General features: G+C 66.3%; 32 protein-coding genes and 1 pseudogene. 23 read left to right on the forward strand and 10 right to left on the reverse strand.

Annotation, left to right across the window (positions count from 1 at the left end):
* Window positions 1-352: 352 nt before the first annotated feature.
* On the reverse strand, window positions 353-1,183 hold the full coding sequence (locus CD928_RS16245) for a hypothetical protein (RefSeq protein WP_067105487.1): 831 nt from the start codon (window positions 1,181-1,183) through the stop codon (window positions 353-355).
* Window positions 1,184-1,294: 111 nt separating this feature from the next.
* Between CD928_RS16245 and CD928_RS16250 the strand changes: the two genes are divergently transcribed.
* The 6 genes from CD928_RS16250 (at window position 1,295) to CD928_RS16275 (ending at window position 3,957) form a co-directional block, all read left to right on the forward strand.
* Window positions 1,295-1,513 (forward strand): hypothetical protein, encoded by a 219-nt coding sequence (locus tag CD928_RS16250; protein WP_255247215.1) that lies wholly within the window; start codon window positions 1,295-1,297, stop codon window positions 1,511-1,513.
* 431 nt (window positions 1,514-1,944) lie between these two features.
* Window positions 1,945-2,268, forward strand: a complete 324-nt coding sequence (locus CD928_RS23090) for a hypothetical protein (RefSeq protein WP_141237176.1) — start codon at window positions 1,945-1,947, stop codon at window positions 2,266-2,268.
* Window positions 2,269-2,506: 238 nt separating this feature from the next.
* Window positions 2,507-3,148 carry a hypothetical protein gene (locus CD928_RS16260; RefSeq protein ID WP_141237177.1) on the forward strand — a complete coding sequence of 214 codons (642 nt, stop codon included), beginning with the start codon at window positions 2,507-2,509 and terminating at the stop codon, window positions 3,146-3,148.
* Window positions 3,141-3,434 (forward strand): hypothetical protein, encoded by a 294-nt coding sequence (locus CD928_RS16265; RefSeq protein ID WP_217983779.1) that lies wholly within the window; start codon window positions 3,141-3,143, stop codon window positions 3,432-3,434. Before CD928_RS16260 ends, CD928_RS16265 begins: the two co-directional genes overlap by 8 nt.
* Complete coding sequence (locus CD928_RS16270) at window positions 3,424-3,657, forward strand: hypothetical protein (RefSeq protein WP_067105482.1); 234 nt, start codon at window positions 3,424-3,426, stop codon at window positions 3,655-3,657. The genes CD928_RS16265 and CD928_RS16270 overlap by 11 nt, the downstream gene beginning before the upstream one ends.
* A gap of 30 nt (window positions 3,658-3,687) precedes the next feature.
* On the forward strand, window positions 3,688-3,957 hold the full coding sequence (locus CD928_RS16275; protein WP_067105481.1) for a hypothetical protein: 270 nt from the start codon (window positions 3,688-3,690) through the stop codon (window positions 3,955-3,957).
* 208 nt (window positions 3,958-4,165) lie between these two features.
* On the opposite strand, the gene CD928_RS16280 is transcribed toward CD928_RS16275, so the two are convergent.
* From CD928_RS16280 to CD928_RS16295, 5 genes are read right to left on the reverse strand one after another with little or no spacing between them, the layout of a single operon-like run.
* Window positions 4,166-4,501 (reverse strand): hypothetical protein, encoded by a 336-nt coding sequence (locus CD928_RS16280; RefSeq protein WP_141237178.1) that lies wholly within the window; start codon window positions 4,499-4,501, stop codon window positions 4,166-4,168.
* Window positions 4,482-4,688: a hypothetical protein gene (locus CD928_RS16285; protein WP_067105479.1), complete on the reverse strand. Its 207-nt coding sequence runs from the start codon at window positions 4,686-4,688 to the stop codon at window positions 4,482-4,484. The genes CD928_RS16280 and CD928_RS16285 overlap by 20 nt, the downstream gene beginning before the upstream one ends.
* Window positions 4,689-4,704: 16 nt before the next feature.
* A complete protein-coding gene (locus CD928_RS23460) occupies window positions 4,705-4,848 on the reverse strand; it encodes a hypothetical protein (protein ID WP_156482936.1) in 144 nt (47 codons plus the stop codon).
* A 24-nt stretch (window positions 4,849-4,872) separates the two neighbouring features.
* On the reverse strand, window positions 4,873-5,130 hold the full coding sequence (infA, locus tag CD928_RS16290) for a translation initiation factor IF-1 (RefSeq protein WP_067105478.1): 258 nt from the start codon (window positions 5,128-5,130) through the stop codon (window positions 4,873-4,875).
* A gap of 15 nt (window positions 5,131-5,145) precedes the next feature.
* Entirely contained in the window at window positions 5,146-5,352 is a 207-nt protein-coding gene (locus tag CD928_RS16295; protein WP_067105477.1) for a cold-shock protein, read from the reverse strand.
* Window positions 5,353-5,942: 590 nt separating this feature from the next.
* On the opposite strand from CD928_RS16295, the gene CD928_RS23095 reads away from it, so the two are divergent.
* The 3 genes and pseudogenes from CD928_RS23095 (at window position 5,943) to CD928_RS16310 (ending at window position 7,463) form a co-directional block, all read left to right on the forward strand.
* Window positions 5,943-6,320 carry a hypothetical protein gene (locus CD928_RS23095; protein ID WP_169799620.1) on the forward strand — a complete coding sequence of 126 codons (378 nt, stop codon included), beginning with the start codon at window positions 5,943-5,945 and terminating at the stop codon, window positions 6,318-6,320.
* Between the two features lie 569 nt (window positions 6,321-6,889).
* Window positions 6,890-7,309, forward strand: a pseudogene (locus tag CD928_RS16305) (conjugal transfer protein TraG); the annotation flags it as partial.
* Entirely contained in the window at window positions 7,278-7,463 is a 186-nt protein-coding gene (locus tag CD928_RS16310; protein WP_082737236.1) for a helix-turn-helix domain-containing protein, read from the forward strand. The pseudogene CD928_RS16305 and the gene CD928_RS16310, both read left to right, overlap by 32 nt.
* A 351-nt stretch (window positions 7,464-7,814) precedes the next feature.
* Here the strand turns inward: CD928_RS16310 and CD928_RS16315 are convergent, their stop codons facing one another.
* Window positions 7,815-9,149, reverse strand: coding sequence for a PAS domain-containing sensor histidine kinase (locus CD928_RS16315; protein WP_095388160.1), 1,335 nt, complete (start codon window positions 9,147-9,149; stop codon window positions 7,815-7,817).
* Window positions 9,139-9,675 (reverse strand): response regulator transcription factor, encoded by a 537-nt coding sequence (locus CD928_RS16320; protein WP_095388161.1) that lies wholly within the window; start codon window positions 9,673-9,675, stop codon window positions 9,139-9,141. The genes CD928_RS16315 and CD928_RS16320 overlap by 11 nt, the downstream gene beginning before the upstream one ends.
* 214 nt (window positions 9,676-9,889) lie before the next feature.
* On the opposite strand from CD928_RS16320, the gene CD928_RS16325 reads away from it, so the two are divergent.
* Genes CD928_RS16325 through CD928_RS16335 form a run of 3 tightly spaced genes read left to right on the forward strand, consistent with a single transcriptional unit; the run spans window position 9,890 to window position 14,258 of the window.
* Window positions 9,890-11,143: an efflux RND transporter periplasmic adaptor subunit gene (locus CD928_RS16325; protein ID WP_095388162.1), complete on the forward strand. Its 1,254-nt coding sequence runs from the start codon at window positions 9,890-9,892 to the stop codon at window positions 11,141-11,143.
* A 10-nt stretch (window positions 11,144-11,153) separates the two neighbouring features.
* Window positions 11,154-11,834, forward strand: a complete 681-nt coding sequence (locus CD928_RS16330) for an ABC transporter ATP-binding protein (protein ID WP_095388163.1) — start codon at window positions 11,154-11,156, stop codon at window positions 11,832-11,834.
* A gap of 3 nt (window positions 11,835-11,837) precedes the next feature.
* Entirely contained in the window at window positions 11,838-14,258 is a 2,421-nt protein-coding gene (locus CD928_RS16335; protein WP_095388164.1) for an FtsX-like permease family protein, read from the forward strand.
* An 86-nt stretch (window positions 14,259-14,344) separates the two neighbouring features.
* Here the strand turns inward: CD928_RS16335 and CD928_RS16340 are convergent, their stop codons facing one another.
* Together CD928_RS16340 and maiA are read right to left on the reverse strand one after the other, a co-directional pair.
* Window positions 14,345-14,818 (reverse strand): Lrp/AsnC family transcriptional regulator, encoded by a 474-nt coding sequence (locus CD928_RS16340; protein ID WP_095388165.1) that lies wholly within the window; start codon window positions 14,816-14,818, stop codon window positions 14,345-14,347.
* A gap of 49 nt (window positions 14,819-14,867) precedes the next feature.
* Window positions 14,868-15,509 carry a maleylacetoacetate isomerase gene (maiA, locus tag CD928_RS16345; protein WP_095388166.1) on the reverse strand — a complete coding sequence of 214 codons (642 nt, stop codon included), beginning with the start codon at window positions 15,507-15,509 and terminating at the stop codon, window positions 14,868-14,870.
* Between the two features lie 284 nt (window positions 15,510-15,793).
* Here maiA and phhA point away from each other — a divergent pair, with 284 nt between their 5' ends.
* From phhA to CD928_RS16400, 11 genes are all read left to right on the forward strand, one after another.
* Entirely contained in the window at window positions 15,794-16,681 is an 888-nt protein-coding gene (gene phhA, locus CD928_RS16350; RefSeq protein ID WP_095388167.1) for a phenylalanine 4-monooxygenase, read from the forward strand.
* Window positions 16,678-17,583 (forward strand): tryptophan 2,3-dioxygenase, encoded by a 906-nt coding sequence (locus tag CD928_RS16355; RefSeq protein WP_095388168.1) that lies wholly within the window; start codon window positions 16,678-16,680, stop codon window positions 17,581-17,583. Before phhA ends, CD928_RS16355 begins: the two co-directional genes overlap by 4 nt.
* Window positions 17,580-18,209, forward strand: a complete 630-nt coding sequence (gene kynB, locus CD928_RS16360; RefSeq protein ID WP_095388169.1) for an arylformamidase — start codon at window positions 17,580-17,582, stop codon at window positions 18,207-18,209. Before CD928_RS16355 ends, kynB begins: the two co-directional genes overlap by 4 nt.
* A complete protein-coding gene (gene kynU, locus CD928_RS16365; protein ID WP_095388170.1) occupies window positions 18,206-19,447 on the forward strand; it encodes a kynureninase in 1,242 nt (413 codons plus the stop codon). The genes kynB and kynU overlap by 4 nt, the downstream gene beginning before the upstream one ends.
* Window positions 19,444-20,463, forward strand: a complete 1,020-nt coding sequence (locus CD928_RS16370; protein ID WP_255247216.1) for a carbon-nitrogen hydrolase family protein — start codon at window positions 19,444-19,446, stop codon at window positions 20,461-20,463. Before kynU ends, CD928_RS16370 begins: the two co-directional genes overlap by 4 nt.
* Window positions 20,460-21,593 carry a cupin domain-containing protein gene (locus CD928_RS16375; RefSeq protein WP_095388171.1) on the forward strand — a complete coding sequence of 378 codons (1,134 nt, stop codon included), beginning with the start codon at window positions 20,460-20,462 and terminating at the stop codon, window positions 21,591-21,593. The genes CD928_RS16370 and CD928_RS16375 overlap by 4 nt, the downstream gene beginning before the upstream one ends.
* Window positions 21,594-21,617: 24 nt before the next feature.
* Complete coding sequence (locus tag CD928_RS16380) at window positions 21,618-22,526, forward strand: fumarylacetoacetate hydrolase family protein (RefSeq protein WP_095388172.1); 909 nt, start codon at window positions 21,618-21,620, stop codon at window positions 22,524-22,526.
* An 8-nt stretch (window positions 22,527-22,534) separates the two neighbouring features.
* Complete coding sequence (locus CD928_RS16385) at window positions 22,535-23,290, forward strand: Asp/Glu racemase (RefSeq protein WP_095388173.1); 756 nt, start codon at window positions 22,535-22,537, stop codon at window positions 23,288-23,290.
* Window positions 23,291-23,472: 182 nt separating this feature from the next.
* Window positions 23,473-24,096 (forward strand): hypothetical protein, encoded by a 624-nt coding sequence (locus tag CD928_RS16390; RefSeq protein WP_255247223.1) that lies wholly within the window; start codon window positions 23,473-23,475, stop codon window positions 24,094-24,096.
* A gap of 138 nt (window positions 24,097-24,234) precedes the next feature.
* The gene (locus CD928_RS16395; protein ID WP_095388175.1) at window positions 24,235-24,969 is read left to right on the forward strand and encodes a response regulator; all 735 of its coding nucleotides are present in this window, start codon (window positions 24,235-24,237) and stop codon (window positions 24,967-24,969) included.
* Window positions 24,966-26,303 carry a cell wall metabolism sensor histidine kinase WalK gene (locus tag CD928_RS16400; RefSeq protein WP_255247217.1) on the forward strand — a complete coding sequence of 446 codons (1,338 nt, stop codon included), beginning with the start codon at window positions 24,966-24,968 and terminating at the stop codon, window positions 26,301-26,303. Before CD928_RS16395 ends, CD928_RS16400 begins: the two co-directional genes overlap by 4 nt.
* Window positions 26,304-26,312 lie beyond the last annotated feature (9 nt).

Consider the following 26,312-nt stretch of genomic DNA (forward strand, 5'->3'; position numbering starts at 1 on the left):
ACATGGTGCGTGCTCCTGCATCAAGCGAGAGCACAATTTTTGTCCCTCTGTCACATGGAGCTTGTTCAAAATTCAGGTGATGAGGGCCTTATACCACGGATCGCGCAAACCACCCCACGAATTCGGGGCAATTCGAATGCCTATATGTTTATCATTGCGGCCAACACTTCCCGGGCAGAGCGACACCAACCTGACGGCAATGGCTATGATCTGTTGATTTTGGAGGATTTGCGCGCGGTTGCGAACGCAGTCGGCCGCACGCCTCGCCGGGGGCAATCGACCGCATTCGTATCGAGCCCGTTCGCTATTGGCTTGTCGTTTCCGCAGCGTTGCGCCGCGCGCGATCAATTCATTAGTCCTGCCTGGGCGGCCTGCCTATGTCATGGAGCGTATGAAGGCGCTCGCCGACGATTTGCCAGATATGGGCGGCCCCGCGATCGCCAAGGCGAACCGCCCCGGCTTCCTCGTCGACGGCAAATTGTTCCGAAGCATTGCCGTAGCGATATTCCGCGTCGAGCATCGCCCTTGAAATGACCTGTTCGCGATCAGGCGCATCGGCTTGTTCGCTCAAGCTGCGCTCCCGAATCCGCTGGCGGAGGAGTTCGGCGCGTTCATCATGGATGTTGACGTTTCGCCAAGTCTCCAAGGGCAATTGCCCGGTATGGCCGCGCGCGATGTCCTTGTCCGTCGATGGCCATGCAGAGCCGGGATTGACGGCGCTGCTGCTCCCACCGTCGTCCATCGATATATTGTCGGCAAGCGCTGCGAGCGCCATTTCATCGTATCCGAGCGACCGATAGATATCGCGGCCGATGACCCAGCGCGCTTCTTCTATCTCGGCCAGTCGATCGACTATATCTTCGAGTGCGGAGGCGCTGCGTTCTTGGGGCGTCATGCTGAGCGCCTTATGAATGAGAAGCTCGGCAATGAATGTGTCGCCGAGGAAATCCGCATATCCGGCAGCCTGCTCCGAGGTTGTCGGGTCGGCTTTGAGGCGGGCGGAACCGGGCCGCCTTTTGTCGGCAGGCCCGTCGTCGAGACCGCGCCGGTCGCGATATTCGGCGATCCGCCTGGCATAAGAGTCGGACAGATCGAAGCTGGACGGAGGATGTCCGTCGCGCCGCGCCCGGCTTACGGCAATCAAGGCCATCTGATGATGATAGAGAAGTTGATCGAAATCCATATTCCGTCTCCCGCGTGCGGGAGCGCGAAAGTCTCTCGGTCGCCAACATGCAAAAATGAGGCTGACGATACCCCCGTAGGTGGTGCGAACAACCGCTCTTTACAAGGCCAGATGGTCGCGCTGACCCGTTTCGCAGCGAACCACCGCGGTATCGTTGCGATCCCCAAGTCTGTGCGCCAGGAACGCATGGTCGAGAATTTCGCGATCCTCGACTTCCAGCTCGACGACGAGGATCTCGCCAGGATCGCGACCCTCGATCGGAAGGCCAGCAGCTTCTTCGATCACCGCGACCCGGCGAAGGTGAAGTGGCTCGGTACCCGCAAGCTTTAGGTCGATGAAAGGCTTCGCGCCGTCCCGGCGCGACGCAAATGCCGCACATGATCGAGAAGGCTGCCGCGACGGCGGTTCAACTTATGCCTGCCGAGACGGCCGAGCTTAGCCAAAGCCGAACAACCGCGGCGCGACGGCATTCCAGATGTCACTGCGTGCGATCCGCGACTCGGTCGTGTGGAACGGAATCAGGATCAGCGCAGCCCGGAGCGGTACCGGATGAATCGGTTCCACCCAAGCCCCCCAAGATCTGAATCATAGGACCCTCTCCCGGAAAATCGCCGAAAATCGTCTGGCTCGTCGGCTGTGGTCTTGGCTGTGAAGCGACGGGGTGCCACCGGCCAAACATTTGGTCAGCCGTTCGAAGCGCGCCGGATTTTGGATTCCCGCAAGGCCGGCGATATATTCGGGAGATAATTGGAGTCGCACCTATGGGAACGAAGGCCACTCGCGACCTGCGGGGCCAAGCCCTCGCCATCGAAAATCAGTTTGGCGATCGTGGGCCCGAGGTTCTCGCACGGCGTATCGACCGGCTGCGCGATGCTGGTGAAATCGAGGACGCGGAATTCTGGTCGCAGGTCGCCGGATGCCTGACCGATCTGCATGCGATCCGCCTGCCGGGCGCTTGCGCCGTCAATATGGACGGGCCGCGCGGCCAGCGCCAAAGTGCACACACGCCATGCAATTCGGCCTCGCCGGATACACCCGCGGAACGCGTGCAATTGAACTCAGTCGATCAGTTTCAGAGTGATTAGCTCGACCCTTTCTCTTCGACGGGTTCAATATCGGCTATCAAAGCACCCAGGCTGAATTTCGGCGCCGCTCGGTTGTCGGCTGCAAGCCGCTGTCGATCCGCAGCATTGCGAGCCGGCAAGCACGGGGCCGAACCCCCTCTCTTGTAAATGAGAAGCCGCTACCCCATCTCCATGAGATCGTCGGCGTCCTTTCGCTTGCCGGGGACTGAGAGACCATCGCGCTCCCGCTGAACGGGAGGTGGACGTGGATCTCAATCAACTCCTTTATCATCACCAGATGGCGCTGATCGCAGCGAACCGCGCCCACCGCGATGGGCGGCCTCACGCCAATTTCGATCTTCCGCGCTATTATGCGAAGCGGATCGGCGAGTATCGCGCGCGGCGCGGCCTCGGCGTCGGTCCGGCCCTCATGGCCGATCGAGACGGCGGCCCGCGCGCGGATCCTCCGACCTCGGCACAGGGCGACGACTATCCGGTTTTTCTTGGCGACACGCTGGTTGCCGAACTTCTCGTCAACAAGGCGCTGGCCATGACCGAGGCCGAGCGCGCGGCATGCGCGCTGGGCGGCATAGCCGAGCGCTTGACCGATCTCCACGAAGAGCTGTGGGTCATCGGACACGATATCTACCAGGCCCTCGATCTCGACGAGGAAAAACTCGCGAAGCTGGCTGCCGACCTGCCTCCGCCCCCCCCCCACGAACGGCAGGCCGTGCATCTGCGGCCTTTCCGCCCGCAGTCGGACGAGGGCATCGTCCATAGCTATGTTGACCAGTTCAGCGTGGGAAGCTTTCGCTATACCAATATCGAGGATGCCCGCGCCGCGCTGCGTCGTCAGCGCGAGAGCGCTGCGAATTCCGGGAGGCAAGCCAATGATGCCTGACCGCAAGGAGATGCCGGCGGCGCGCGCGCGGACCAATCCGTTCAGGCGGCGCCGGCCCTTCGCACCGCTTCCGCCGCAAGAAGCGAAGCGTCAGGGCGCGATCAGCGCGCTCGCTTTCCAGTTGCTCGGCGGGCGCGATCCCGCGCTGACCTTCCTGAATGGCGAAAGCGCCGAATTGCGCGGCCGCCCGATCGCAATCGCCACCCTGAGCGATACGGGCTACGCTCTCGTCGAGCGGGAAATCCGCTCGCGCGCGGCCGAGACCGGTGAGCGCCATGTCAGGTGATCGGGAAGCCGCGCGGCATATCACGCGCACATGGTTCGAGTGGGAAATCGACGGGCTGGCACGCAAAGTCATTCTTGTCGTCGAAACCGATCTGGCCATGCAGCCCGACGAGCAGGACTATGACGCGCTTACTCTCGACATGCTGCGTACGGAAGCGATCGCCCGGTCGCGGGCGTCGCCCGGCGCGATCGATCGCATTCGCATCGTGCCCGTTCGCTACTAGTGGCCATGACACAGGGATGGAGCATCCGGCATGGCCGATTATGAAATCACCGGCATCCGGCAAGGCGGGATGGACGGACGGACGCATCATATCGAGGCGGTAAAAGTCGGCGAAAGCCTGTTCCTCGTCGATCAGATCATCGACTGGACGAAGGACGAGGTTCATCGCTTCTGGATATGGTTCCAGGAAGAGAGGATCGATATCGTGGCGCTACAGCACGGCTCGTCGCGGCGTTTTTATCTCACCGTCGACGGTGGCGGTTTCCCGCCGGCTGCTTTGCTGTCGCTCCCGCGCGTTTGATAGCGCGCGGGATTTGGACTTTCTGCTGCACCGGAAATCGTGCGGGCCATCGCGAAGAGACTTCGGACGATCGGGCAAATCTCCATCGCAAAAGGGCCTCGCATCTGCATGCGAAGCCCTTTCATCCTCTGCGCTCGTGACCAAAGGAAGCCCCATTGGCCTTCCCGGGTCGCGAGGAAAGCCTTTGTCATACGACAATAGGCCGATGCTAGGCGATGTCGAGCGCGATCGCGCCCGAGCCGGTCTTTATCACCGCGACGGGCCGCCGCGCATGCGCGCTGCTATATCCGACAAAATCAGGTTCGAGACCGCGTTTTTCGCGAAACCGGTTGATCCGCCGGGCATAATGGTTCGGGAGATCGAAACCGGCGGGTGCTTCGCCGGCGCGGTGTGCCCGGTCGGCAGCGATCACGGCCATTTGATGATGATAGAAGAGCTGGTTCATATCCATGATGGTGTCCTGGTGGGGCCTTTCGTCATGCTGACGGCCGCCGTGCCGGTGATTCAGGTTCGCGCTCGCGGATTCAGGCGAGACATTGGGCACGGACCGCTTCGGCGAGCCGATCCCTGTCAGCGCGGGCCTGTTCGGATTTGAACTGGCGGTTGGCCAGCGCGTGCCACGCGGCGGCCGAACGGAGATTGCGCTCGCGAACTAGTGTCAGGTCCGCCGCGGCGGCGTCGGCCTCGCATCGCTCGGCCTGTTCGCGATAATTGTCGCTGGTTGCTGCCACGGCGCTTTCCTTTCGTTCAATCGATCATGTCGGCGATCAGCCGCTTCAGTTCGCGGCGCGAGAGCGTTGGCGAACGGCGCGGCGTGCGGCCTATAGTGATCGGATTGCCTGCCAGCGGGAGGCCGGCGAGCGCGGGTAGAATGGTGTTGGTCTGAAACATATTGGTCTTCTTGATTCTCAGGTGTCAGCGGCGCTTGCGCGCGCCGCCGGCTGGACCGCCGGGGCCGCGATCGCGGTAGACGATGCGGCCCTTGGTCAGGTCATAGGGCGTCATTTCGACGCGGACGGCGTCGCCGACCACCGAACGGATACGAAAGCGTCGCATCCGTCCGGCGGTATAGGCGATCAGCCGATGGCCATTTTCAAGGATGACGCGGAACCGCCCGTCGGGCAGGATTTCCTCGATCGAGCCCTCGAAGCTGAGGACATCTTCCTTGGCCATTGCCGAAGGGCCGGGTCAGGCCGCTTCGAGATTGACCGCGGAGATCTTGCCGTCGCGGCCGGTTTCCAGTTCGTACGAGACGCGCTGGTCCTTGCCCAGCGACGCCATTCCGGCGCGCTCGACGGCAGTCACATGGACGAAGCTGTCGCCCGAGCCGTCTTCATTCGAGATGAAGCCATAGCCCTTGTCGCTGTTGAAGAATTTGACTTTGCCGATCGGCATGAGTGTTTCCTTTCACGAAAACAGGATATCCGCCGGCAAAAGCACCGACAGAGCTGGAAGCGTGAGAAGGGAAGAATCGCCCCGGAGCGGGGTATCAAAATTCCGTCGCAGGCGACGTTAGCAACTGTGATATGGGCCATCCTTTTCGAAAAGTCAAGTTTCTGCCTGGATTTTCATTAAATGGCGAGGGCGGTGTTTCCTGTTTTTCTCTTTGAGGACTGGAATTATTCAATCGCAGCTTCTTACGGTCGCGGCCTCTCGTCGCCTTCTCGACCTGCTGGCGGATCTGCGCGATGCGCGTCGATGTCAGCTCTGGTGCCGATATAAGCGTCGTGTGCTCTGCATGAGCTATTGATTGGGACGTCGCCAACGCGGCGGGATTGGCTGGATGTATCTATGTCCGTGCCGGGCGGAATAACCACCTTCCAGAGCCGCACAATGCATAGCTTCCTATGTCTTCTGCAATAAGCGCCGTTCCAAGAGGCTTGCGAAACCACGGCGGCCATCTGCGATAATAGCGACGGTTAAGGGGGCAACGGAACTTCAGCCTGCGGTTCGGTTTAATTCAATCGCCATTGTTAGCGTCTGTCGTGCTTGACCATTCGGCTCTCGGCGCGGCGATCGCTTGCGTCAACAACGCAGTCTGGCCAGTGTCGATATATGTAGACGACATCATCGTGTCCTCGCACGATGTTGCGACGGTTGATCATGCTTTGAGCGAAATACGCGCTGCCGCCGATGCATCCGGCTTCGTTATAAATGATGCCAAGTCCGATGGGCCCGCAGCAGAGATCACCGCTTTCAACATCCATATCGGTAGCAGGCGTATGGAAATTGCTGCTGATCGGATGGTCGAATTTCTCGAAAATATTCAAGGCGGTTCGGACGAACAAGTCGCCGGAATCCTGAATTATGTCGGTAGCGTAAATGAAGGTCAGAGGGAGCTACTTGTAGCTGGGAGGGACTAACCCGAATCTATCGGCTTTCAAATACCGGATACGGGATGGCTATAAGCGCCCTTCGGTCGATCACGGTATCCGCAAAAGGTAGGATGCTCCGGCGGCCAGCCGCTCTGTCGGAACGCTATTCGCCCAAAACGCTGAAAGTGTTGAGGAACCTTCGAAAGTCGCGGCCTCGTCGATCAATTTCCTATTCCGCGCTCCGCGGCGCGGTCTCCTAGCACTAACTGTGCTCGGCCAAATGCCCAAGCATGTCGAGTAATACCGTACGGCGTGCGGCATCGTGCTCGACCGGCCGCTGGCGGAGAGCGAAAAGGACGGCGGTGCCCGCATTTCGGCTCGGGCTCATCAGAGGTGGAACGGCCGACATCAGGCGCGATGCAGTCACGCCGATACCTATAGCGAAATCTGATAGCCCTTCGCACTGCGTCGCGGCGCGTCATCACGCGCCATAACCGTCATATGAGATTTCACCGACCCGGCTGATTTTTGGGACGCCGACGCGATCCCTGCGTCGCCGGGAAAATGTCTTAACGCCTACCAAACTCCTTGTCGGACAGATTTTCGTCGTTTTCGCGATGGTAATCGCAGGCGTCTGGATCGCCACGCAATGGTGTGCGGCACAGCTAGGTTATCAGCCGCAGCTTGGACCGGCATGGTTTGTCCTGTTCGACACGCCGGTCTATCGGCCGTGGGCGATATTTCCGTGGTGGTATCACTACGAAGCTTACGCGCCCGAGGTTTTCGACAAGGCCGGGATGATCGCCGGAGCGAGCGGCTTTCTCGGCTGCGCGTCCGCCATCGCCGGGTCGCTATGGCGCGCGCGCCAGTCGCGGCATGTCACCACATACGGCTCCGCGCGCTGGGCTACAAACGGCGAGATCGACCGCGCCGGCCTGCTCAGCGACAGCAGCGTCTTTCTCGGCCGCAAGCGGTGGCGCTATCTTCGCCACGACGGGCCGGAGCATGTCATGGCCTTCGCCCCGACGCGCTCGGGTATGCGTCCGCATAGCCGCCGCGGTGAAACTCACCGGCATAGGTCGATCGACGCTCTACGAACTCATCAAGGCCGGCGAGCTTGAAACGGTAAAGGTCGGTCGATCAACCTTCGTCCGATACGCCAGTCTCAAGCGCCTGTTCGAGAAAAGTTAGGTGCCATGAGCGAGCCGCAGGAACGACAGGCAAGATCGCTCGCGCCTGTCCATAGGCAATTTATCCTGCAATTTCGCGTTTTCGCCAAATGCAGGATGAAGGACAAGTAAGCCCCACCACCGGCGTGTTCGATTCCCTTTTTTCGCGTTTCATCCCTCTTTTCGATTCCCATTTTTTCTTTGTGGTCGCGTGAGGGTATGAGTGAGGGTATGTCCTGTCCGATCGGAGAGAATATTCAATATTAACATGCCATTAGGTGGATGGTGTGGCTCCCGCTACCTCCACTTTTCCGCCCGATGCGGTCCGGATGGGTCCTTTGTAAACCAGCGGTCACGGCGAACCATGGCGGGCTCAGCTCGCGTGCGAAGACGGGCCGGCCGGGAGCCGCATCGAGAGCCTTGTGCCTCCCGCTATCCGCTCGGCGAAAATGCTTCCGTCATGGGCCAGCGCGATCTGGCGCGCGAGGGCCAGTCCAATGCCGGCCCCGCCTTTTTTCGTCGTGAAGAAAGGAAGGAAGATATCCTCCGCTCCGGCCGGAAGGCCGCGGCCATTGTCCTCGACGGTGAAGACCAGACTATCGCCTTCCATGGCATGGCCGAGCCTGACGGTGGGCTGGTCCCCCTCCTGCGCGGCTTCGACGGCGTTCTTGAGCAGGTTGAGCAAGGCCTGCTCGATGAGTTCGCGATCGATCGCGACGGGGCGCTCCGGTGAAGAGCCATACAGCCGGAGATCGACGCGCGGATCGAAACGGCGCGCGAGCGCGGCGACATCTTCGACGAATCCGGCAAGATCGACCGGCACCGGCTCCGGGTGCGGGATCGTCAGGCACTGGCGATAGCGTTCGACGAACCCCATCAGATGCTGCGCGCGCCGGGCGATCGTCGCGGCAGCGGCGGCGGTTTCGCGGCGATCCGGGTCGGCGGCGGGGTCCGCGGCCAGCGCGACCAGGCTTTCGGCGAGCGAGACGACCGGGCTCAGCGAGTTCATCATCTCGTGCGCGAGCACGCGACTCAGGCGGTGCCACGCGTCGGTCTCGACCGCGCCGAGGCCTTCGGCGACGAGTTGCACCGCGATCAGCCGCCGCCGCGATCCGTCGGCGAGGTCGAAGCCGCTGACCGACGCGTGCGCCGCCCGCCCATCGACGAGACGCAGCATGCGGCCGGCCTCGGGGCGGCCCGCGAGCAGCATCGCCGCATCGCCGGGGGCGAAGGCCGGATGATCGGCGAAGCGCGCGGGCGATGTCGGCGCCAGCGCCCGCGCCGCGCGATTGCTGCGCACCAGCCTGCCGCCCGCGTCGGTGACGAACAGAGCGGCGGGCACCGTGTCGAGCAGCGCCGCGTCGCGTTGCGATTGCGCACCATATCCCGTTTCTCGTTGCCGCATCGCGTCGATGGCGCCGGCGATCGCCGCGTCGAGATCGGCGAAAGCGGCGGGGAGTGGGGCCGGGCGGTCGTCGGCGCCGGCCGCGAGCTGGTCGACGAGTTCGCGCATCGCCTGCTCGGCGCGGCGCGCGGCGCGGACGAGCGCGACGAGGGTGAGAAGGGCGAGGCACCAGGCGATCGCGCCCAGAACGGGACGGCCCGAGAGAGCCAGAGCCGTGCCGCCCGCCGCGAGACATCCGGCGACCAATCCGCGCGCGGCGAGCCCCGCCGCGAAAGGCCAGTGGCGCGGCGCGCTAAAGCCCATGCTTCTCGATCCGCCGGTAAAGGGCGGGCCGCGTCAGCCCGAGCGCCGCCGCGGCGTGGCTGATATTGCCGTCGGCACGCGCGAGCGCGCGTTCGATCGCGTGGCGCTCGATCGCGTCGAGGCTCATCGCCTCGCCCGCGCGCTGGCGGGCGGTGAGGTCGATCGCGGCGCGGATCGCCTCGACGAGCCGATCGTTGCGCCATGGCTTCAGCAGGAAATCCGACGCGCCGCGCTTGAGCGCCTCGACCGCGACGGCGACGCCGCCGAACACCGTCAGCATGACGATCGCGAGCGCCGGGTCGGCGGCGCGCAGCCGGTCGATCGCGTCGAGCCCGGCGCTGCCGTCGCGCTGGTCGGGGCGGAAATTCATGTCGAGAAGCGCGGCGTCATAGCCGCGCGGCCACGCCGGGAGCGCGTCGGGATCGGCGAAGCCGTCGACCTCGGCGACGCCGCGCAGCGCGAGGCGGATCGCCTGGGCGACCGCGGGGTCGTCCTCGATCAGCAGGATGCGGCGCGGGGTTTCCATGCCGCGATGCTACCGGATGCGGGGGGCGTGGGGAAGCGATGCAAAAGCAAGGGCTTGCCGCCGGCCGCCGGCGAATCGTGCCGCGCGACCGTCCGATCCCGGACACTTCGCGCGCGCGCGACGAACGGAATATGGTCCAACCAGTTGAATTAAGGCCATTTCCGATTTTCCCCGGCACGGGCGATACTGAACGCCATGAGGAGCAAAGGAAGCGATGGATGAACCCCTGCGGCAAAGCTGGCTGCGCCGTCACCGGCGAATCGCGCTGCCGGCGCTGGGGCTGGCGGCGGTGCTGCTCGCGCTGGTCGCCGGCATACGCTCCTTCGCGACGCCTTCGCTCGCGGTGCGTTCCGAAGAGCTGGTCGTCGCGCGCGCCATGCGCGGCGCGTTCCACGACACGACGAGCCTGCAGGGCCGCGTCGAGCCGCGCGACACCATCTATCTCGACGCCGCCGAGGGCGGGCGCGTGCGGCGCGTGTTCGTGACGTCGGGCGATCATGTCGCGGCGGGACAGCCGCTCGTCGAGTTCACCAACACGACGCTCGAGCTCGATATCCTGTCGCAGGAGGCGCGATTGATCGAATCGATCACCCAGCTTCAGGGCTATCAGCAGCAACTCGAGCAGGATCGCAGCGAAAATGCGCAGGCGCTCGCGGCGACGCGCTATGATCGTACCCGCGTCGACCGCGACCTCGCGCGCAGCCTGCCGCTCGCCGATCGCGGCTTCGTGCCGAAAAAGACGATCGACGGCCTGATGGACGAGCGGCGCGCGGTTGCCGACCGGCAAGCGATCCAGGAAGCGCGCCGCCGGCGCCAGGCGCGGCTGAGCGCGCTCCAGCAGCCGCAGATCGACACCCAGCTCGCGACGCTGACCAGAAGCCTTTCGATCACCCGCGCGAAGCTCGACGACCTGACCGTTCGCGCGCCGGCTGCGGGACGCCTCGCCGCTTTCGATGTCGAGCGCGGCGAGAACCGCAATCGCGGCGACCGGCTCGGCGAGCTTGCGCTCGACACCGGCTTTCGCGTCGCGGCGCGCATCGACGAATATTATCTCGGCCGCGTGCGCGTCGGGCAGCGCGCCGAGGCCGAGGGGCATGGGCGCGTGATGCCGCTGGTCGTGACGCGCATCTATCCCGAGGTGAAGGACGGCAGCTTCGGCATCGACCTCGATTTCGTCGGCACGGAGCCCGCCGCGCTCGTCGCGGGCGAGGCGGTGCGCGGGCGGCTGTCGCTCGGCGCCGACCGTCCGGCGTTGCTGCTGCCCGCGGGCGCCTTTCTCGAAGCGTCGGGCGGACGATGGGCGTTCGTGCTCGCGCCCGGCGGCGGCCGCGCCGAGCGCCGGCGCATCCGTATCGGCCGGCGCAACGCCGACCAGGTCGAAATCCTCGCCGGGCTCACCCCCGGCGATCGCGTGATCACGTCCAGCTACGACGGCTGGGACGCGTACCGGCGCATCGATATTCGTTAGGAGTTTCATCATGCTGCGCGTGGAAAATATTTCGAAAAGCTATGCGACGAGCGAAGTGCGGACCCACGCGCTGAGCGACGTGTCGCTGGCGATCGGCGAGGGCGAGTTCGTCGCGATCATGGGCCCGTCGGGCTGCGGGAAATCGACGCTTCTCAACATATTGGGGCTGCTCGACCGCGCCGACAGCGGGCGGTTCGAAATGCTCGGCGAGGATGTGAGCGCGGCGCGCGAGCGCGACCTCACCCGGCTGCGCCGCGCCGCGATCGGCTTCGTCTTTCAGAGCTTCAATCTGGTCGATGAGCTGACGGTGACCCAGAATGTCGAACTCGGGCTCCTCTATCGCGGCGTCGGCGCGCTCGAACGGCGCGAACGGGTCGAGGCGGCGCTCGACCGGGTCGGAATGCGCCATCGCGCGCGCCATTTGCCCAGGCAATTGTCCGGCGGCCAGCAGCAGCGCGTCGCGGTGGCCCGCGCGATCGTGTCCGACCCGAAACTGATCCTCGCCGACGAGCCGACCGGCAATCTCGACACCGCCAACGGCGAAGCGGTGATGGAATTGCTGGGGCAGGCGGTCGGGCGCGGGACGAGCGTGGTGATGGTCACCCATTCGCTCGCGCAGGCCGACCGTGCCGACCGCAGGATCCAGTTGCTCGACGGACGGATCGTCAGCCAGACGCAGCTCGGCGCCTGACCCATGTTGCGCAGCCTTTTCGCTTCGACCTTCGGCTCGCTCACCCTCGGACGCCTTTATGTCGGCGTGACCCTGATCGGGCTCGCCCTCGCGCTCGCCGCGGCGATCCTGACCGGGCTCTTCGTGCGCCAGCAATATGGTTACGAAACGTTCATTCCCGGGCACGAACGCATCTTCCGCATGACCGGGACCATCGCGCAGCCGGGCCAGCCCGAGCGCGTATCGGCGCTGACTCCCTCGATGCTCGCGGCGGCGCTCGCGGCGCGCAGCGACCGGATCGAAGCGGTCGCGCGTCTTTACCAGGGCGACCCTCTGGTCCGCGCGACCCCGGGGGCAGAGCCTATTCGCGCCGAGGGTTTCGTCTGGGCCGACCCCGCAATCTTTCGCGTCCTGCCGTTGGCGCGGGTCGCCGGGAATCTCGATACCGCGCTCGCCGAGCCGGGTACCGTCGTGCTCGCGCAAAGCGCCGCGCGGCGGCTGTTCGGGCGCGATGCGCCGCTCGGAGCGACGCTCGAGATCGCCGGCGCGGGCGGCGAAGCCCAGCGCCTGCGCGTCACCGCGATCATCGCCGACCTGCCGCCCGAGACCCATCTCGACCTGCAGTTCGTCGCCTCCGGCATCGGCGCCGCTTCGCCGCTCGCGCAAGCCGATGCGAGCCCGGTGCCGACGATCAACCTCCCGATCCTGACCTATGTTCGCGGCAAGCCGGTCACGACCGCCGCCGACCTCCAGCCGGCGCTCGACGCGGTCATCCGTCCCTTTCAGGCGATGGCGGCGGCGAGCGGCACCAAAGTCGGCGGCTATGCGATGCCGGTCGCCGCCATCCATTTCGGCCCGCCCGACGACAGCCCGCACGGCAAGCCGCGGGTCGATCCGGCAGTGGTCGTCGCGATCGGCGCGGTCGGCCTGCTGATCCTCGCGATGGCCGCCACGAGCTATATCGCGCTGATGACCGCGCGCGCCGGGCGGCGCGGCGCGGAGGTCGCGGTGCGCAAGGCGTGCGGAGCGGGGCGCGGCCGTCTGCTCGGGCAGTTTCTGGGCGAGAGCCTTCTCGTCACGCTCGTCGCGCTCGTCCTCGGCATGGGGATCGTCGAACTGGTGCTCCCCGCGGTCAACGGGCTGCTCGGGCTGTCGCTCGCCTTCGACCTGACGCGCGAGCCGGGGCTGCTGTTGCCGCTATCCGCGCTGTGGCTGGTCGTCGGCGTGGCATCGGGGCTCTATCCGGCGGTCATCCTGTCCTCCTTCCGCCCGGCGGCAGCGCTCGGCGGCGGGACGGTCGGGCTGGCGGCGCCGGCATGGATCGGGCGGATCATGGTGATCGTTCAGTTCGCGATCCTCGCGGGCCTGCTCGTCGCCGCGATCACCGTCTATCGCCAGACCGATTTCGCGTTGGATCGCGCGCTGGGCGCGGGCGAGCGAACCCTGCTCACCGTCGCCGCGCGCTGCCGCTCGGGCCTGCCGCAGGCGGCGCGCGAATTGCCCGGCGTGCGCGGCGCGAGCTGCTCGGCGCCGGGGGCATTCAACCTGGCGCCGCAAGGCGCGGTCACCGCGATCAATCGCGCGGGCCAGCGCTTCACTCCCGGCTTCGTCGAGGTCGACCCCTATTTCTTCGCGGTGACCGGGCTCCAGCCGCTGGCCGGGCGCGCCTTTTCACCCGCGCGCGATGCGGCCGGCGCGCGCGCCGAAGTCATCCTCAACCAGACCGCCGCGCGCCATTTCGGCTTCGCCTCGCCGCGCGCGGCGATCGGCCAGCCGCTCGCCATCTCGCTGCAGGTCGGTCCCAATCCGCCGACCACGCCGTACATCGTCATCGGCGTCGTTCCCGATGCCGCCGCGTCCGTGTTCGAACCGGCCGGCGAACTGATCTACAATGCGGGCGTGCCCGAATGGGGCACGCTCGCGGTGGAGACGACGCCAGCGGCGCTGCCCGCCGTCCGTAGCGAACTCGCAAGGCTGTGGAAGGCGATGGGGGAGGGGGGAGCGCTCGATGCGCGCCTTCTCTCGCAGATCGAGGCCGATCGCTATCGCGCGACGATCGTCCAGGGCTGGGTGATCGCCGCGTGCGCGCTCGTCGCGCTGGTCATCGCCGCGATGGGACTGTTCGCGCTGTCGGCCTATTCGGCGGACCGGCGGCGCAAGGAAATCGGGATCCGCCGCGCGATGGGCGCGTCGCCGGAGGCAATCGTCCGGTTGCTGCTCTGGCAATTCCTGCTCCCCGTGCTCGCGGCATGCGCGGTCGGCCTCGGCCTCGGCTACGGCGTCATGCGGCGCTGGCTCGACCAGTTCGTATCGCGCACGGACCTGCCCTGGTGGCTGTTCGCGGCGGTGGCGGGGGCGGTGGTCCTCGTCGCGATGGCGGTGATGTCGGCACAGGTTCTGCGGGTCGCGCAAAGCCGCGTCGTGGATGCCCTTCGCTATGAGTGAAGGCGCGCGATCGACGGGCGTTGCCGTGCGATGGCGATCCGATGGCGCGCGCGTCCGGAAAAGCCGCCGGTTCGCCGAAGGGAGAGCTAGAGCGTCAGATGCTCGGTCGTTCGCGCCCATTCGGCGAGAGGGCCCTGCCGCTTGATCGATTTGAGGCACACCACCGACGCCAGACGGTGAACGCCCGGCAGTTTCGAAAGATCGTGCCGCAGAAGTTCGTCGAGATGGTGGACCGACCGCGCGAAAATCTTGAGCATATAGTCGCTGTCGCCCGCAGTGGTGTGGCATTCGACGACCGCGGGATGGGCGATGACCGCCGCCTCGAACTCGAGATGCGCGTCGAGATTGATCCGCACTTCGACGAAGCTCTGCACCTCGAGACCGAGCGCCGAGGGATCGAGGCACGCCGCATAGCCGTCGATGATCCCCTGCTTTTCGAGGCTGCGAACCCGCGACCAGCAGGGTGATTTGGAAAGGCCAACCCTTTCCCCGAGATCCGCGAAGGACTGGCGCCCATTCTCTTCGAGCGCGGCAATGATTTTCCAGTCGAGCCTGTCCATATGCCCTGCCTTGGTTGGAATGGTCCGGCCCGCCCCGCGGACGGGGCCGTCATTGAAAGTCGGGTTGCTTCTCGGGATGCGCGGCGGCGACAGCCGGAAGCGCGCGCGCCGCCTCCGCGGCGGCATGCGCGCGGGGGAAATTCGCCAGATCGACGCCATATCGCTCGGCATTGTAGATTTGGGGAACGAGATAGCAGTCGGCGAGGGTGATCGCGTCGCCAAAGGCGAACCGTCCGCCGTGACGCGCGATCAATTGCTCCAGTGCGAACAACCCCTCGCCGATCCAGTGGGTGATCCAGTCCTTCACCTGCGCGTTGCTCGCATCGAACTGGCTGCGCAGCCGGGTCAGGACGCGCAGATTGTTGAGCGGGTGGACGTCGCAGGCGATGAGCGCCGCCATCGCGCGCACCATCGCCGCATCCCCCGCCGCGGCGGGAAGAAGCGGGGGCTCGGGCCAGGTGGCGTCGATCCATTCGATGATGGCCGGGCTTTCGAGATAGGTTGCGCCGCCATGCTCGAGCGTCGGGACCAGCCCGTGCGGCGCGATCGCGAGATAGGCCGGCGCGCGCTGATCGCCGGCGGGCAGGTCGTGCGTGACCTGCGCGAAGTCGACCTGCTTGACGTTGAGCGCGATGCGCACCCGGTAGGAGGCGCTCGATCGCCAATAACCATGGAGAATGGTGTCGCTCATCTTGCTCCCTCGCGCACCGGGGCAAGGATGATCGCCGTTCCGGCCGCGACCTTGCTTATGCACCCATCGCCGACGCGCATCAACTGCGGTTCGTCGAATCGTTCCGCGATGATCGGGCAAGGCTCCAAATTCGTATTCGCTTTCGCAGTTGCGAAGAACATTGTTCCCAATCGAGGGCGATTTGAAAGACATGTGCGGGCTCTTCCGATCGGGAGGGGCGGAATTGCGAACAATGTTTCCCCCTCGGCGCCCTATTCTCTCCGGCAATCCATGGGGAGAGATGGGTGGCCGCGACGCACATATATGATGCCCCGCCCGAAGGGGCGGCGCCGGATTGGACGATAGACCAGCGTTGGCACGCCTTCACCGCGGAGCAGCACGCGACCTGGCGAACCTTGTTCGACCAGCAAACGGCGGCGCTTGCAGGCTATGCCTGCGATGATTTCCTGCGGGGTCTCGATCTGCTCCGGCAGATATCGCCGGGGGTTCCCGATTTCGCCGAACTCAACCGCCATCTCCGGCCTGCAACCGGGTGGGAGGTCGTCGCCGTCCCCGGCTGGATTCCGAACCGGCCCTTCTTCGAGCATCTGACGAACCGCCGCTTTCCCGCCGCCAATTTCCTGCGGCCGCCCGAGCAGATCGGCTACAGCGAAGAACCCGACATGTTCCACGACATCTTCGGACATGTCCCGATGCTCATCAATCCGGCTTTTTCCGAGTTTCTGGTCGCTTATGGCGATGCCGGGCTGCGCGCGGAAAAGCTGGGCGCCTCCGATTTCCTCGGCCGGCTCTGGCTCTATACGACCGAGTTCGGCCTCGTCGTCGAACGCGGCGAACTGCGTGCGTTCGGCGGCGGGCTGCTGTCGAGCTATGCCGAAACCCTCGCGGCGCTCACCTCGCCCGAACCGCGCCGCATCTGGCTCGATATCGAACGGGTGATGCGGACCAAATATCATTTCGACGAGTTCCAGCGCACCTATTTCGTGGTCGCGGGTTTCGAGGATCTGCTGCGCGCGACCGAGGAGACCGATTTTGCGAGCATTTACAGGAGGATTTCGGGCGAAGCCGCGCTCGATCCCGAGGATGCTTTCCCCGGCGACCGCGCCTATGATGGTCTCCTGCAACCGGTCCGGCCGGGACCGGCCTTCATGAACGGGGAGGCGCGGCGATGATCAGGCAGACGAAGGACGGGGGCACCGACATCTTCGAGACCGAGATCGACGGCGAGACGATCCAGTGGGACAATGGCCTGACCTACGCGCGCCATATCCAGACGCAGCAGTTGCTATCGGCGCAGGTGCCGGTGTCGGACAAGCCCGACGAGATGCTGTTCATCATCATGCACCAGACGATGGAGCTGTGGATCAAGCTGGTGCTCCACGAGGCGCGGCTGGTGGTCGGGGCGATCCGCGCCGACCGGCTAGACCTCGCGGGCAAGGGGCTCGACCGGATCGCGACGATCCAGCGCCACATGATCCATAGCTGGGAAGTGCTTGCGACGCTGACCCCGCATGATTTTCTGACCTTTCGCGGCTTCCTGCGCCGCGCGTCGGGGTTCCAGTCGCAGCAGTATCGCGAGCTAGAATATCTGCTCGGCAACAAGCGCGGCGACATGATGGTCGTGCACAAGGAGGATGCGGCGGCGATGGCGCGGCTGCGCGCGGCCTTCGAGTCGCCGTCGCTCTACGACGAGCTTCTCCAACTGCTCGCGCGGCGCGGGTTCGACATTCCGGCCGATCATCTGAGCCGCGACTGGACCCAGCCTTACGAGCCGTCCGAGGCGGTCGAGAAGGCGTGGCTCGCCGTCTACACCGACGTCGAGCGCCACTGGGACCTCTACACGCTCGCCGAGAAGGTTACCGCGCTCGAATATTATTTCCAGGAATGGCGCTTCAAGCACATGAAGACCGTCGCGCGCGTCATCGGCCACAAGCCGGGAACCGGGGGCTCGTCGGGGGTCAATTATCTCGTCAAGGCGCTGAACCTCAGCTTCTTCCCCGAGCTCTGGTCGATGCGCACCGAGATGGTCGCGCCGCGCGAGGGTGGGGATTATGCTCAAGGGGCGGGCGCATGAGCCGGATGTGGGACATTTCGCAGCCGCTCCACGCCGCGGTGCCCGTGTGGCCGGGCGAGCCGCCCTTCGCGCTCCACAGCCATGCGGTGATCGGCGACGGCTGCCCGGTCAATGTCGGGGCGATGTTCACGCCGCTCCACGCGGGCACGCATGGCGACGCGCCGCTGCACTATGCCAATGACGGCGTGTCGTCGGCCGACAGCGACCTCGATCCCTATATCGGCCCCTGCGTGCTGCTCGACGTCCGCCATGCGCGTGGCCGGGTGGAGGTGGGCGATATCGACTGGGACGCCGTCGCGGGCGCGACACGCGTCCTGCTGCGCACCTACGAGCATTTCCCCCATGACCAATGGGATTCGGATTTCACCGCGATCGCGCGCGAGGTGATCGCGCGGCTCGGCGCGATGGGGGTCCGCCTGATCGGTACCGACGCCGCCTCGCTCGATCCCGAACAGTCGAAGACGCTCGACGCGCATCACGCGGTCAAGGCCGCCGACATGCGCATCCTGGAGGGGCTCGTCCTCGATGAGGTGCCGCCGGGGCGGTACGAGCTCGTCGCGCTGCCGCTGCGCATCGTCGGCGCCGACGCGAGCCCGGTGCGGGCGATCTTGAGGGATTTGCCATGACCGGGACGCTCCTCGCCGCCGATGCCGCGGAACGCGACGCGGCCGATCCGCTCGCGGGTTTCCGCGATCGCTTCCAGCTCCGCGACGGCCTCATCTATCTCGACGGCAATTCGCTCGGCGCGCTGCCCAAGGCGACCGCCGATCGGCTGGCGCACGTGATCGCTCAGGAGTGGGGCGAAGGGTTGATCACCTCGTGGCTCGGCGCCGAATGGTCGACCGCGCCGCGCCGGATCGGCGACAAGATCGCGCGGCTGCTCGGCGCGGGGCCCGGCGAAATCATCGCGACCGATTCCACCTCGGTGAACATCTTCAAGGCGCTGACCGCCGCGCTATCGCTGCGGCCGGGGCGGGCGAAGCTGCTCTCCGAGGCGACGAACTTCCCGACCGACGTCTATATGATGCAGGGGATCGAGGCCTTTTCGGGCGGGCGGGTGAAGGCGGTGACTGCCGACCCCGATGCGGTTCTGGACGCGCTCGACGATGACGTTGCGGTGCTGCTCCTCACCCAGGTCCACTATAAGTCGGGCCGCGTCCGCGACATGGCACAGGTCACGCGCAAGGCGCATGACGTCGGTGCTCTCGTCGTCTGGGATCTGAGCCACAGCGCCGGAGCGATCCCCGTCGACCTGAACGGCGCCAACGCCGATTTCGCGATCGGCTGCGGCTATAAATTCCTCAACGGCGGCCCCGGTGCGCCCGCTTATCTGTTCGCCGCGGCGCGGCATCAGGCGGCGACGCCCGTGCTCTCGGGCTGGTTTGGCCACGCGCGGCCCTTTTCGTTCGAGGAAGATTATGATCCGGCGCCGGGGATCGAGCGTTTCCTCTGCGGAACGCCGCCGGTGCTCGGGCTCGCGGCGCTCGAGGCGGGCGTCGACCTGCTGCTCGAGGCCGACATGGACGAATTGCGCCGCAAGTCGCTGGCGCTCGGCGACCTGTTCATGGAGCGGATGGAGTCCCTTTGCGCCCGCTACGGCTTCACGCTGGTCAGCGAGCGCGACCCGGCGCGCCGGGGCAGCCAGGTCGCCTATGCCCATCCCCGGGGGTATGAGATCGTCCAGGCGCTCAAGGAACTGGACGTCATCGCCGACTTCCGCACCCCCGACGTGCTGCGCTTCGGGCTGACGCCGCTCTACCTGCGCTACCGCGACATCGTCGAGACGGTCGAGCGGCTCGATCGGGTCTGCGCGACCGAGGCGTGGGCGAAGCCCGAATATCAAGAGCGGGCGGCGGTGACATGAGCGAGGTATCGATGCCCTTCCTGCCCAGGTCGAAGGTGGCGGCGGTGCAGGCCGCGCCGGTCTTTCTCGATCCCGCCGCGACGGTCGACAAGGCCTGCGCGCTGATCGCCGAAGCGGCCGGAAACGGTGCGAAGCTCGTCGCCTTTCCCGAGGTGTTCGTCGCCGCCTATCCCTATTGGAACTGGTTGATGACGCCGATCGAGGGGGCCGAATGGCACGAACGCCTCTATCGCGCCTCGATCCTCGCCGAGGGGCCCGAGGTCGCGGCGCTGTGCGCCGCCGCGCGCGATCATGGCTGCACGGTGGTGATCGGGATCAACGAGCGCGACCCGGTCAGCGTCGGCACGATCTACAATTGCAACCTGATCATCGGCGCCGACGGCAGCCTCCTCGGGCGCCACCGCAAGCTCGTCCCGACCTGGGCCGAGAAGCTCACATGGGCGGGCGGTGACGGCGCCTCGATCCGTGTTTATGACACGCCCGTGGGGCCGCTCGGGACGCTGGCGTGCGGCGAGAATACCAACACGCTCGCGCGCTTCGCGCTGCTGTCGCAGGGCGAACTCGTCCATGTCGCCAATTATATCGCGCTGCCGGTTGCGCCCGCCTCCTACAACATGGCCGAAGCGATCAAGATCCGCGCCACCGCGCACAGCTTCGAGGGCAAGGTCTTCACCATCGTCGCCTGCTCGACGGTGAGCGAGGAGATCATCGCGGCGATGAGTGCCGACCGACCGGCGAACCGCGAATTGCTGTCGCGCCCGAACAGCGCCTTTTCGGGCGTCATCGACCCGCACGGCAACCTGATCGGCGACGCGCTGATCGACGACGAGGGCATCGTCTATGCCGAGATCGACCTTGGCGACTGCGTGCGGCCCAAGCTGATGCACGACATCGTCGGCGGCTATAACCGCTTCGACATCTTCAACCTGACGGTCGACCGGACTCCCCGCGCGTCGGCCCTGTTCGTGGACGAGGTCCCGCCCGCGGACGATCCCAGCGAGGAGGAGGCGTCATGACCGACAGTCCCGCCGCCATCGACCCGCGCGACGCCGTTCTCGGCCGGTCGCGCGTCACCGACACGCCCGAACTCGAGGCGTTTTACGACGACCTCGCGCGGCGCAACGCCGGCGCCTTCTGGAAGCGCGCCAACGCGATCGAGCCGTGGGAGCCCGAGACGCGCTATCGCCCGACGCTCTGGCGCTATGCCGATATGCGCGCGATGTGCCTGCGCGCGATCGACCTCGTGAAGCCCGAGGAAGCGGGGCGCCGCGTCGTCACCCTGCTCAACGACAGCGACGCGGGGCGCGCGAATGTCGCCGTCTGCGGCTGGCTGTTCAGCGGCATGCAGGCGATGCGCCCCGGCGAGATCACCCCCGCGCACAAGCACACGGCCTCCGCGCACCGCTTCATCATGGAGGGTAAGGGCGCCTATACCGTCGTCGACGGGCATCATATCACGCTGGGCGCCAATGATTATGTGCTGACCCCGAACGGCTGCTGGCACGACCATGGCGTCACGGCCGATGGCGAGGTGTCGATCTGGCAGGACGGGCTCGACATCCCGCTGATGAACTGCCTCGAAACCAATTTCTACGCGGTGTACGAGCAGCCCGCGCAGACCGCCGCCTTCCCCTCGAACGACCTGCCGCTCAGCTATGGCGGCGCGGGTTTGCGGCCCGAGGGCGTCGGGGCGTGGGACAAGCCCTATTCGCCGGTGATGGTCTATCGCTGGGATGCGGTGCGCGACGCGCTCTGGAACCTCGCCAAGGTTTCAGGCGGGACGCCCTTCGACGGGCATATGATGCGCTATGCGAACCCGCTGACCGGCGGCTGGGCGCTGCAGACGATGGGCGCGCACATGCAGATGCTGCCCGGCGACTTTCGCGGGCAGGCGCACCGGCACACCGGCAATGTCGTCTATAATGTCGCGGCCGGCCGCGGCTATTCGATCATCGGCGGCGAGCGCTTCGACTGGCAGACGCACGACATCTTCTGCGTGCCGGCGTGGACGTGGCACGAGCATGTCAATCTCGACCCCTCCGAAGAAGCCTTCCTCTTCTCGTTCAACGATTTCCCCGTGATGGAGGCGCTCGGCGTCCGGATCGAGGAACCCTATTCCGACCACGGCGGCCACCAGCCCGCCTGACTGCAAACAGACAGGATTAAATCCATGCGTTTCGTGACTTATCGCACGGTCGAGACCGAATCGCGGCTCGGCCTTCTCCACGACGGGCTCGTGGTCGACGTCGAATATTTCGGCGCCGCGATCGGGCAGAATCTGCCCTCGACGATGCTCGATTTCATCGACCTCGGGCCGATCGCGCTGCGTTTCCTGCAAGAGGCGGTGACCAACGCCTCGACCGCCGATTTCGTCGGCACGTCGCTTCCGCAAGCCAATGTCGCGCTGCTCGCGCCGATCCCGCGGCCGCGCAAGAATATCTTCGGAATCGGCCTCAACTATACCGAGCATGTCGCGGAATCGGCACGCAGCCTCGACACGTCGAAGGACCTGCCGCAGCAGCCGGTGATCTTCTCCAAGCCGCCGACCGCGGTCGCCGCGTGGGACGACCCGATCCGCCACAATGGGGCGGTGACGCAGCAGCTCGACTGGGAAACCGAGCTCGCCGTCGTCATCGGCCGCACCGCGCGCCGCGTCGCCGAGGCCGACGCGCTGGGTCATGTCTTCGGCTATACGGTGATCAACGACGTCTCGGCGCGCGACTGCCGCCGCGCCGGCCAGTGGATCGTGTCGAAGGGACAGGACAGTTTCGCGCCGATGGGACCGTGCATCGTCACGTCCGATGAAATTGGTGACCCGCAGGACCTGACCCTCAAGACGCGCGTCAACGGGGTGGAGAAGCAGAACGGCAACACGCGCTTCATGCTGTTCAACGTGGCGCAGCTCGTCGCCGACATATCGAGCGTGATGACGCTCGAGCCCGGCGACATCATCGCGACCGGCACGCCGGCGGGCGTCGGTGCCGGGCGCGATCCGCAGGAGTTCCTGTGGCCGGGCGACGTCGTCGAATGCGAGATCGAGAAGGTCGGCATGCTGCGCAACCCGGTCGTCGCGGTCTGAGGCGCGCCATGACGGCACGACCTATCCGCATCGGGCAGATCGTGCCCAGCTCCAACGTCACGATGGAGACCGAGATTCCGGCGCTGCTCCGCGCCCGCGAGGCCATCGCGCCCGAGCGCTTCACTTTCCACTCGTCGCGGATGCGGATGAGGAAGGTGACGAAGGAGGAGCTCGCGGCGATGGACGCCGATTCCGACCGCTGCGCGCTCGAACTGTCCGACGCCGCGGTCGACGTCCTCGGCTACGCCTGCCTCGTCGCGATCATGAGCATGGGGCAGGGTTATCACCGCGTCTCCGAGGCGCGGCTCCACCAATGCACGGTGGAGAACGGCCACCCTGCGCCCGTCGTGACGAGCGCGGGGGCGCTGATCGAGGGGCTGAAGGCGCTCGACGCGAAGCGCATCGCGCTCGTCGCGCCCTATATGAAGCCGCTCACGCAGATGGTCGTCTCCTATATCGAGGAGGAGGGCGTGGCGGTCGCCGACTGGCTCGCGCTCGAAATCCCCGACAATCTGGAAGTCGCGGCGCAGGATCCGGTCCATCTGCTCGATCATTACAAGCGCCTCGACCTCACCGGCATCGACGCGCTCGTCCTGTCGGCTTGCGTCCAGATGCCCTCGCTGCCGTCGGTGCAAAGGATCGAGGATGCGATCGGCCTGCCGGTCGTATCGGCCGCGATCTGCACCGCGCACCAGATGCTGACGCGCCTGGGGCTGCCGACGAAGGTTCCCGGCGCGGGGGCCTTGCTGTCGGGCCGCTATTGATCTCACGGCGCCGTCTCCGCTTGCGCCCGCATGAACGGCGCGCGGTTTTTGCGACATTTTGCGACAATTTTCCCTCGGCTCGGCAAGGGACTGGGACAAATCGCCCCTAGAACGCCGTCATCGGGACCCGGCTCTCCCCCTTTCGCGAGGGTCCCATGACAGGAGTTCGTGACGTGAAGAAGATGACTCTTTTGACTTTGGGCGCGGCGCTGATCGCGGTGCCCGCGCTCGCCGCTCCGGGCGGCCACCGGGACATGGGCGATGCCGACGGCAATGGCGTGCTGACCCGTGCTGAGGCGCAGGCTTCGGCCGGGCAGATGTTCGCCAAGATGGACGCCAACAAGGACGGCAAGCTCGACGCCGCCGACCGCGCCGCGCGCCACGCCGCCATGCAGGCGAAGCGCTTCGCCGCGCTCGACGCCAATTCGGACGGCAGCATCAGCAAGGCTGAGTGGGACCAGCATGGCGCCGACCGCCAGGCGAAGCGCGCCGAATGGAAGGAAAAGCGCGCCGCCGCGGCCGGTGAAGCCGGCGAAGGCAAGCGCGGGATGCGCGGCCATCACGGCAAGCGCGGCGGCCACCACGGCATGCGCGGCGATCACGGCATGATGATGAAGACCGACACCGACGGCGACAAGGCGATCAGCCAGGCCGAGTTCGAAACCGCCGCCCTCGCGCGCTTCGACCGCCTCGACGCCAACAAGGACGGCCAGGTGACCGCCGAGGAACGCCAGGCGCAGCGCGCGGCGTGGAAGGCGAAGCGCGGCCAGCGCGGCGCGGCCCCGGCGGCGCCCGCGACCGAATAAGCCTTTGGCAGGGATCGGCGGCACGGGCAGGCTCTTCCCCCCTCCCTGGCATTGCCTTTGCCGCCGGTCCCTGTCAGCACGGTATCGCCCATCGGCCCCTGGTCGGTGGGCGAACCATTTGTTTTAGACGGACGCGAGATGACCGATAGCGACACGCCCCGCATTCTGCTGATCGACGACGAACCGTCGATCCGCGAGCCGCTCGGCGAATATCTCGCGGCGCAGGGCTTTGCCGTGAGCGACGCGGCGAGCGCCGCCGAGGCGCGCTCGATCCTGCGCGCCAAGAGCATCGACCTCGTCGTCAGCGACATCATGATGCCCGGCGAGGACGGGCTGTCGCTGACCCGCCATCTGCGCGAGACGAGCAGCATCCCCGTCATCCTGCTCACCGCGCGCGCCGAGGATACCGAGCGGATCATCGGGCTCGAGATCGGCGCCGACGATTATGTCGTCAAACCCTTCAACCCGCGCGAGCTGGTCGCACGCATCCGCACCGTGCTGCGCCGCACCCAGCAGGGCGGCCGCGCGCTCGACAAGGGCGGCACCAGCTATGCCTTCGGGCCGTGGGTGCTGCGCGAGGTCGAGCGCGTGCTCGTCGACGAGGCGGGCGAGGAGGTCGCGCTGTCGTCGGGCGAATATCATCTGCTTCACGCGCTCGTCCGCCACCCGCGCCAGGTGATGAGCCGCGACCGCCTGCTCGACATGGTGCGCGGGCGCGAGGCCGACATCTTCGACCGCGCGATCGACAATCTGGTGAGCCGCCTGCGCAAGAAGATCGAGGAGGATCCCGCGCGGCCGCAGATCGTGAAGACGGTATGGGGCGGCGGCTATACGCTGGCGTGCGAGGTCAAGCGGCTGGGACCGGCATCGTGAAACTGCGCCTGTGGCCGAGGAGCCTGATCGGACAGCTCGTCTTCGCCGTGGCGGTGACGCTGTTCGTCGCGCAGGCGATCAACTTCGCGCTGCTCGTGCGCGGACAGGAGCAGCAGGTTCTCGCCCACGGCGGCGGCATGGCGGTGGCGCGGATCATCGACGCGGTCGAGCGCGACCGGCGCGGCGAACGCGAGGGAAGCGAGGGCGACGGGCGGCCGCACGAGCGCGTCCAGAAGCTGCGCATATCGGATGCACCGCCACGCCTGCCGCGCCGCGCGGTGTCGCGGCCCGACCTCGCCAACTATGTCGCGGGGCTGATGACCGAGGCCGAGGTGCGCGCCGATTCGGTCCAGGCCTGGGCCCTTCCGCCGCGGACACCGCGCCGGCATCCCGACTTTCCCGGCCAGACGGTTGTCGTGGTCGCCAAGGTCGGCGACCAATATTACGCCGTTCGCAGCCGCATTCCGGCGAGCGGCAACCGCCTGCAGGGCTTCCTGCTCTGGCAGACGCTGTCGCTCTATCTGCTGCTCCTGATCCCCATCCTGCTGATCGCGTGGCGCGCGGCGGTGCCGCTGCGCGATCTGACGCGGGCGGCGCGGACCAGTCCGGCGCTGCGCGATGCCGAGCCGCTCGCCGAGGCGGGGCCGTCCGACGTGCGCGACCTGATCGGCGCGTTCAACGCCTATCGCGCGCGGATCGCGGCGATGCTGTCCGACAAGGACCGGATGCTCGGCGCGGTCGGGCACGATCTGCGCACCCCGCTCGCCAGCCTGCGCGTGCGCGTCGAGCAGGTCGAGGACGCGGCGCTGCGTGACAAGATGATCGCCTCGATCGAGGAAATGACCGCGATGCTCGCCGACATATTGGCGCTCGCGCGCTCGGGGTCGGGCAATGAGGCGCGCGAGCCCGTCGCGCTCGGCACGCTCGTCGGCGACCTTGCGGCCGATTATCGCGAGCGGGGCCGCGATGTCGCGGTGGCCGACGTCGCCGACGCCAGCGTGATGGCGCGGCCGCTGCTGCTGCGCCGGGCGCTGCGCAATCTGGTCGACAATGCCGTCGCCTATGGCGTTCGCGCGCGCCTGTCGGTCGCGGCCGCCGACGGCTGGACGCGCATCACCGTGTCCGACGACGGCCCCGGCCTGACCGACGAGCAGATCCGCACCCTCGTCGAACCCTTCGCGCGCGGCGAGGAATCGCGCAACCGGGCGACCGGAGGCGCCGGTCTGGGCCTCTCCATCGCGCGCGAGATCGCCGAGGGCGAGGGCGGTGCGCTGATGCTCGCCAACCGCGCGGGCGGCGGGCTCGACGCGGTGATTGCTTTGCCAATCGTTTAAAGTTCGTCG

Origin of the sequence: Sphingopyxis sp. GW247-27LB (genome assembly GCF_002277025.1) — a bacterium.
Taxonomy (GTDB): Bacteria; Pseudomonadota; Alphaproteobacteria; order Sphingomonadales; family Sphingomonadaceae; genus Sphingopyxis.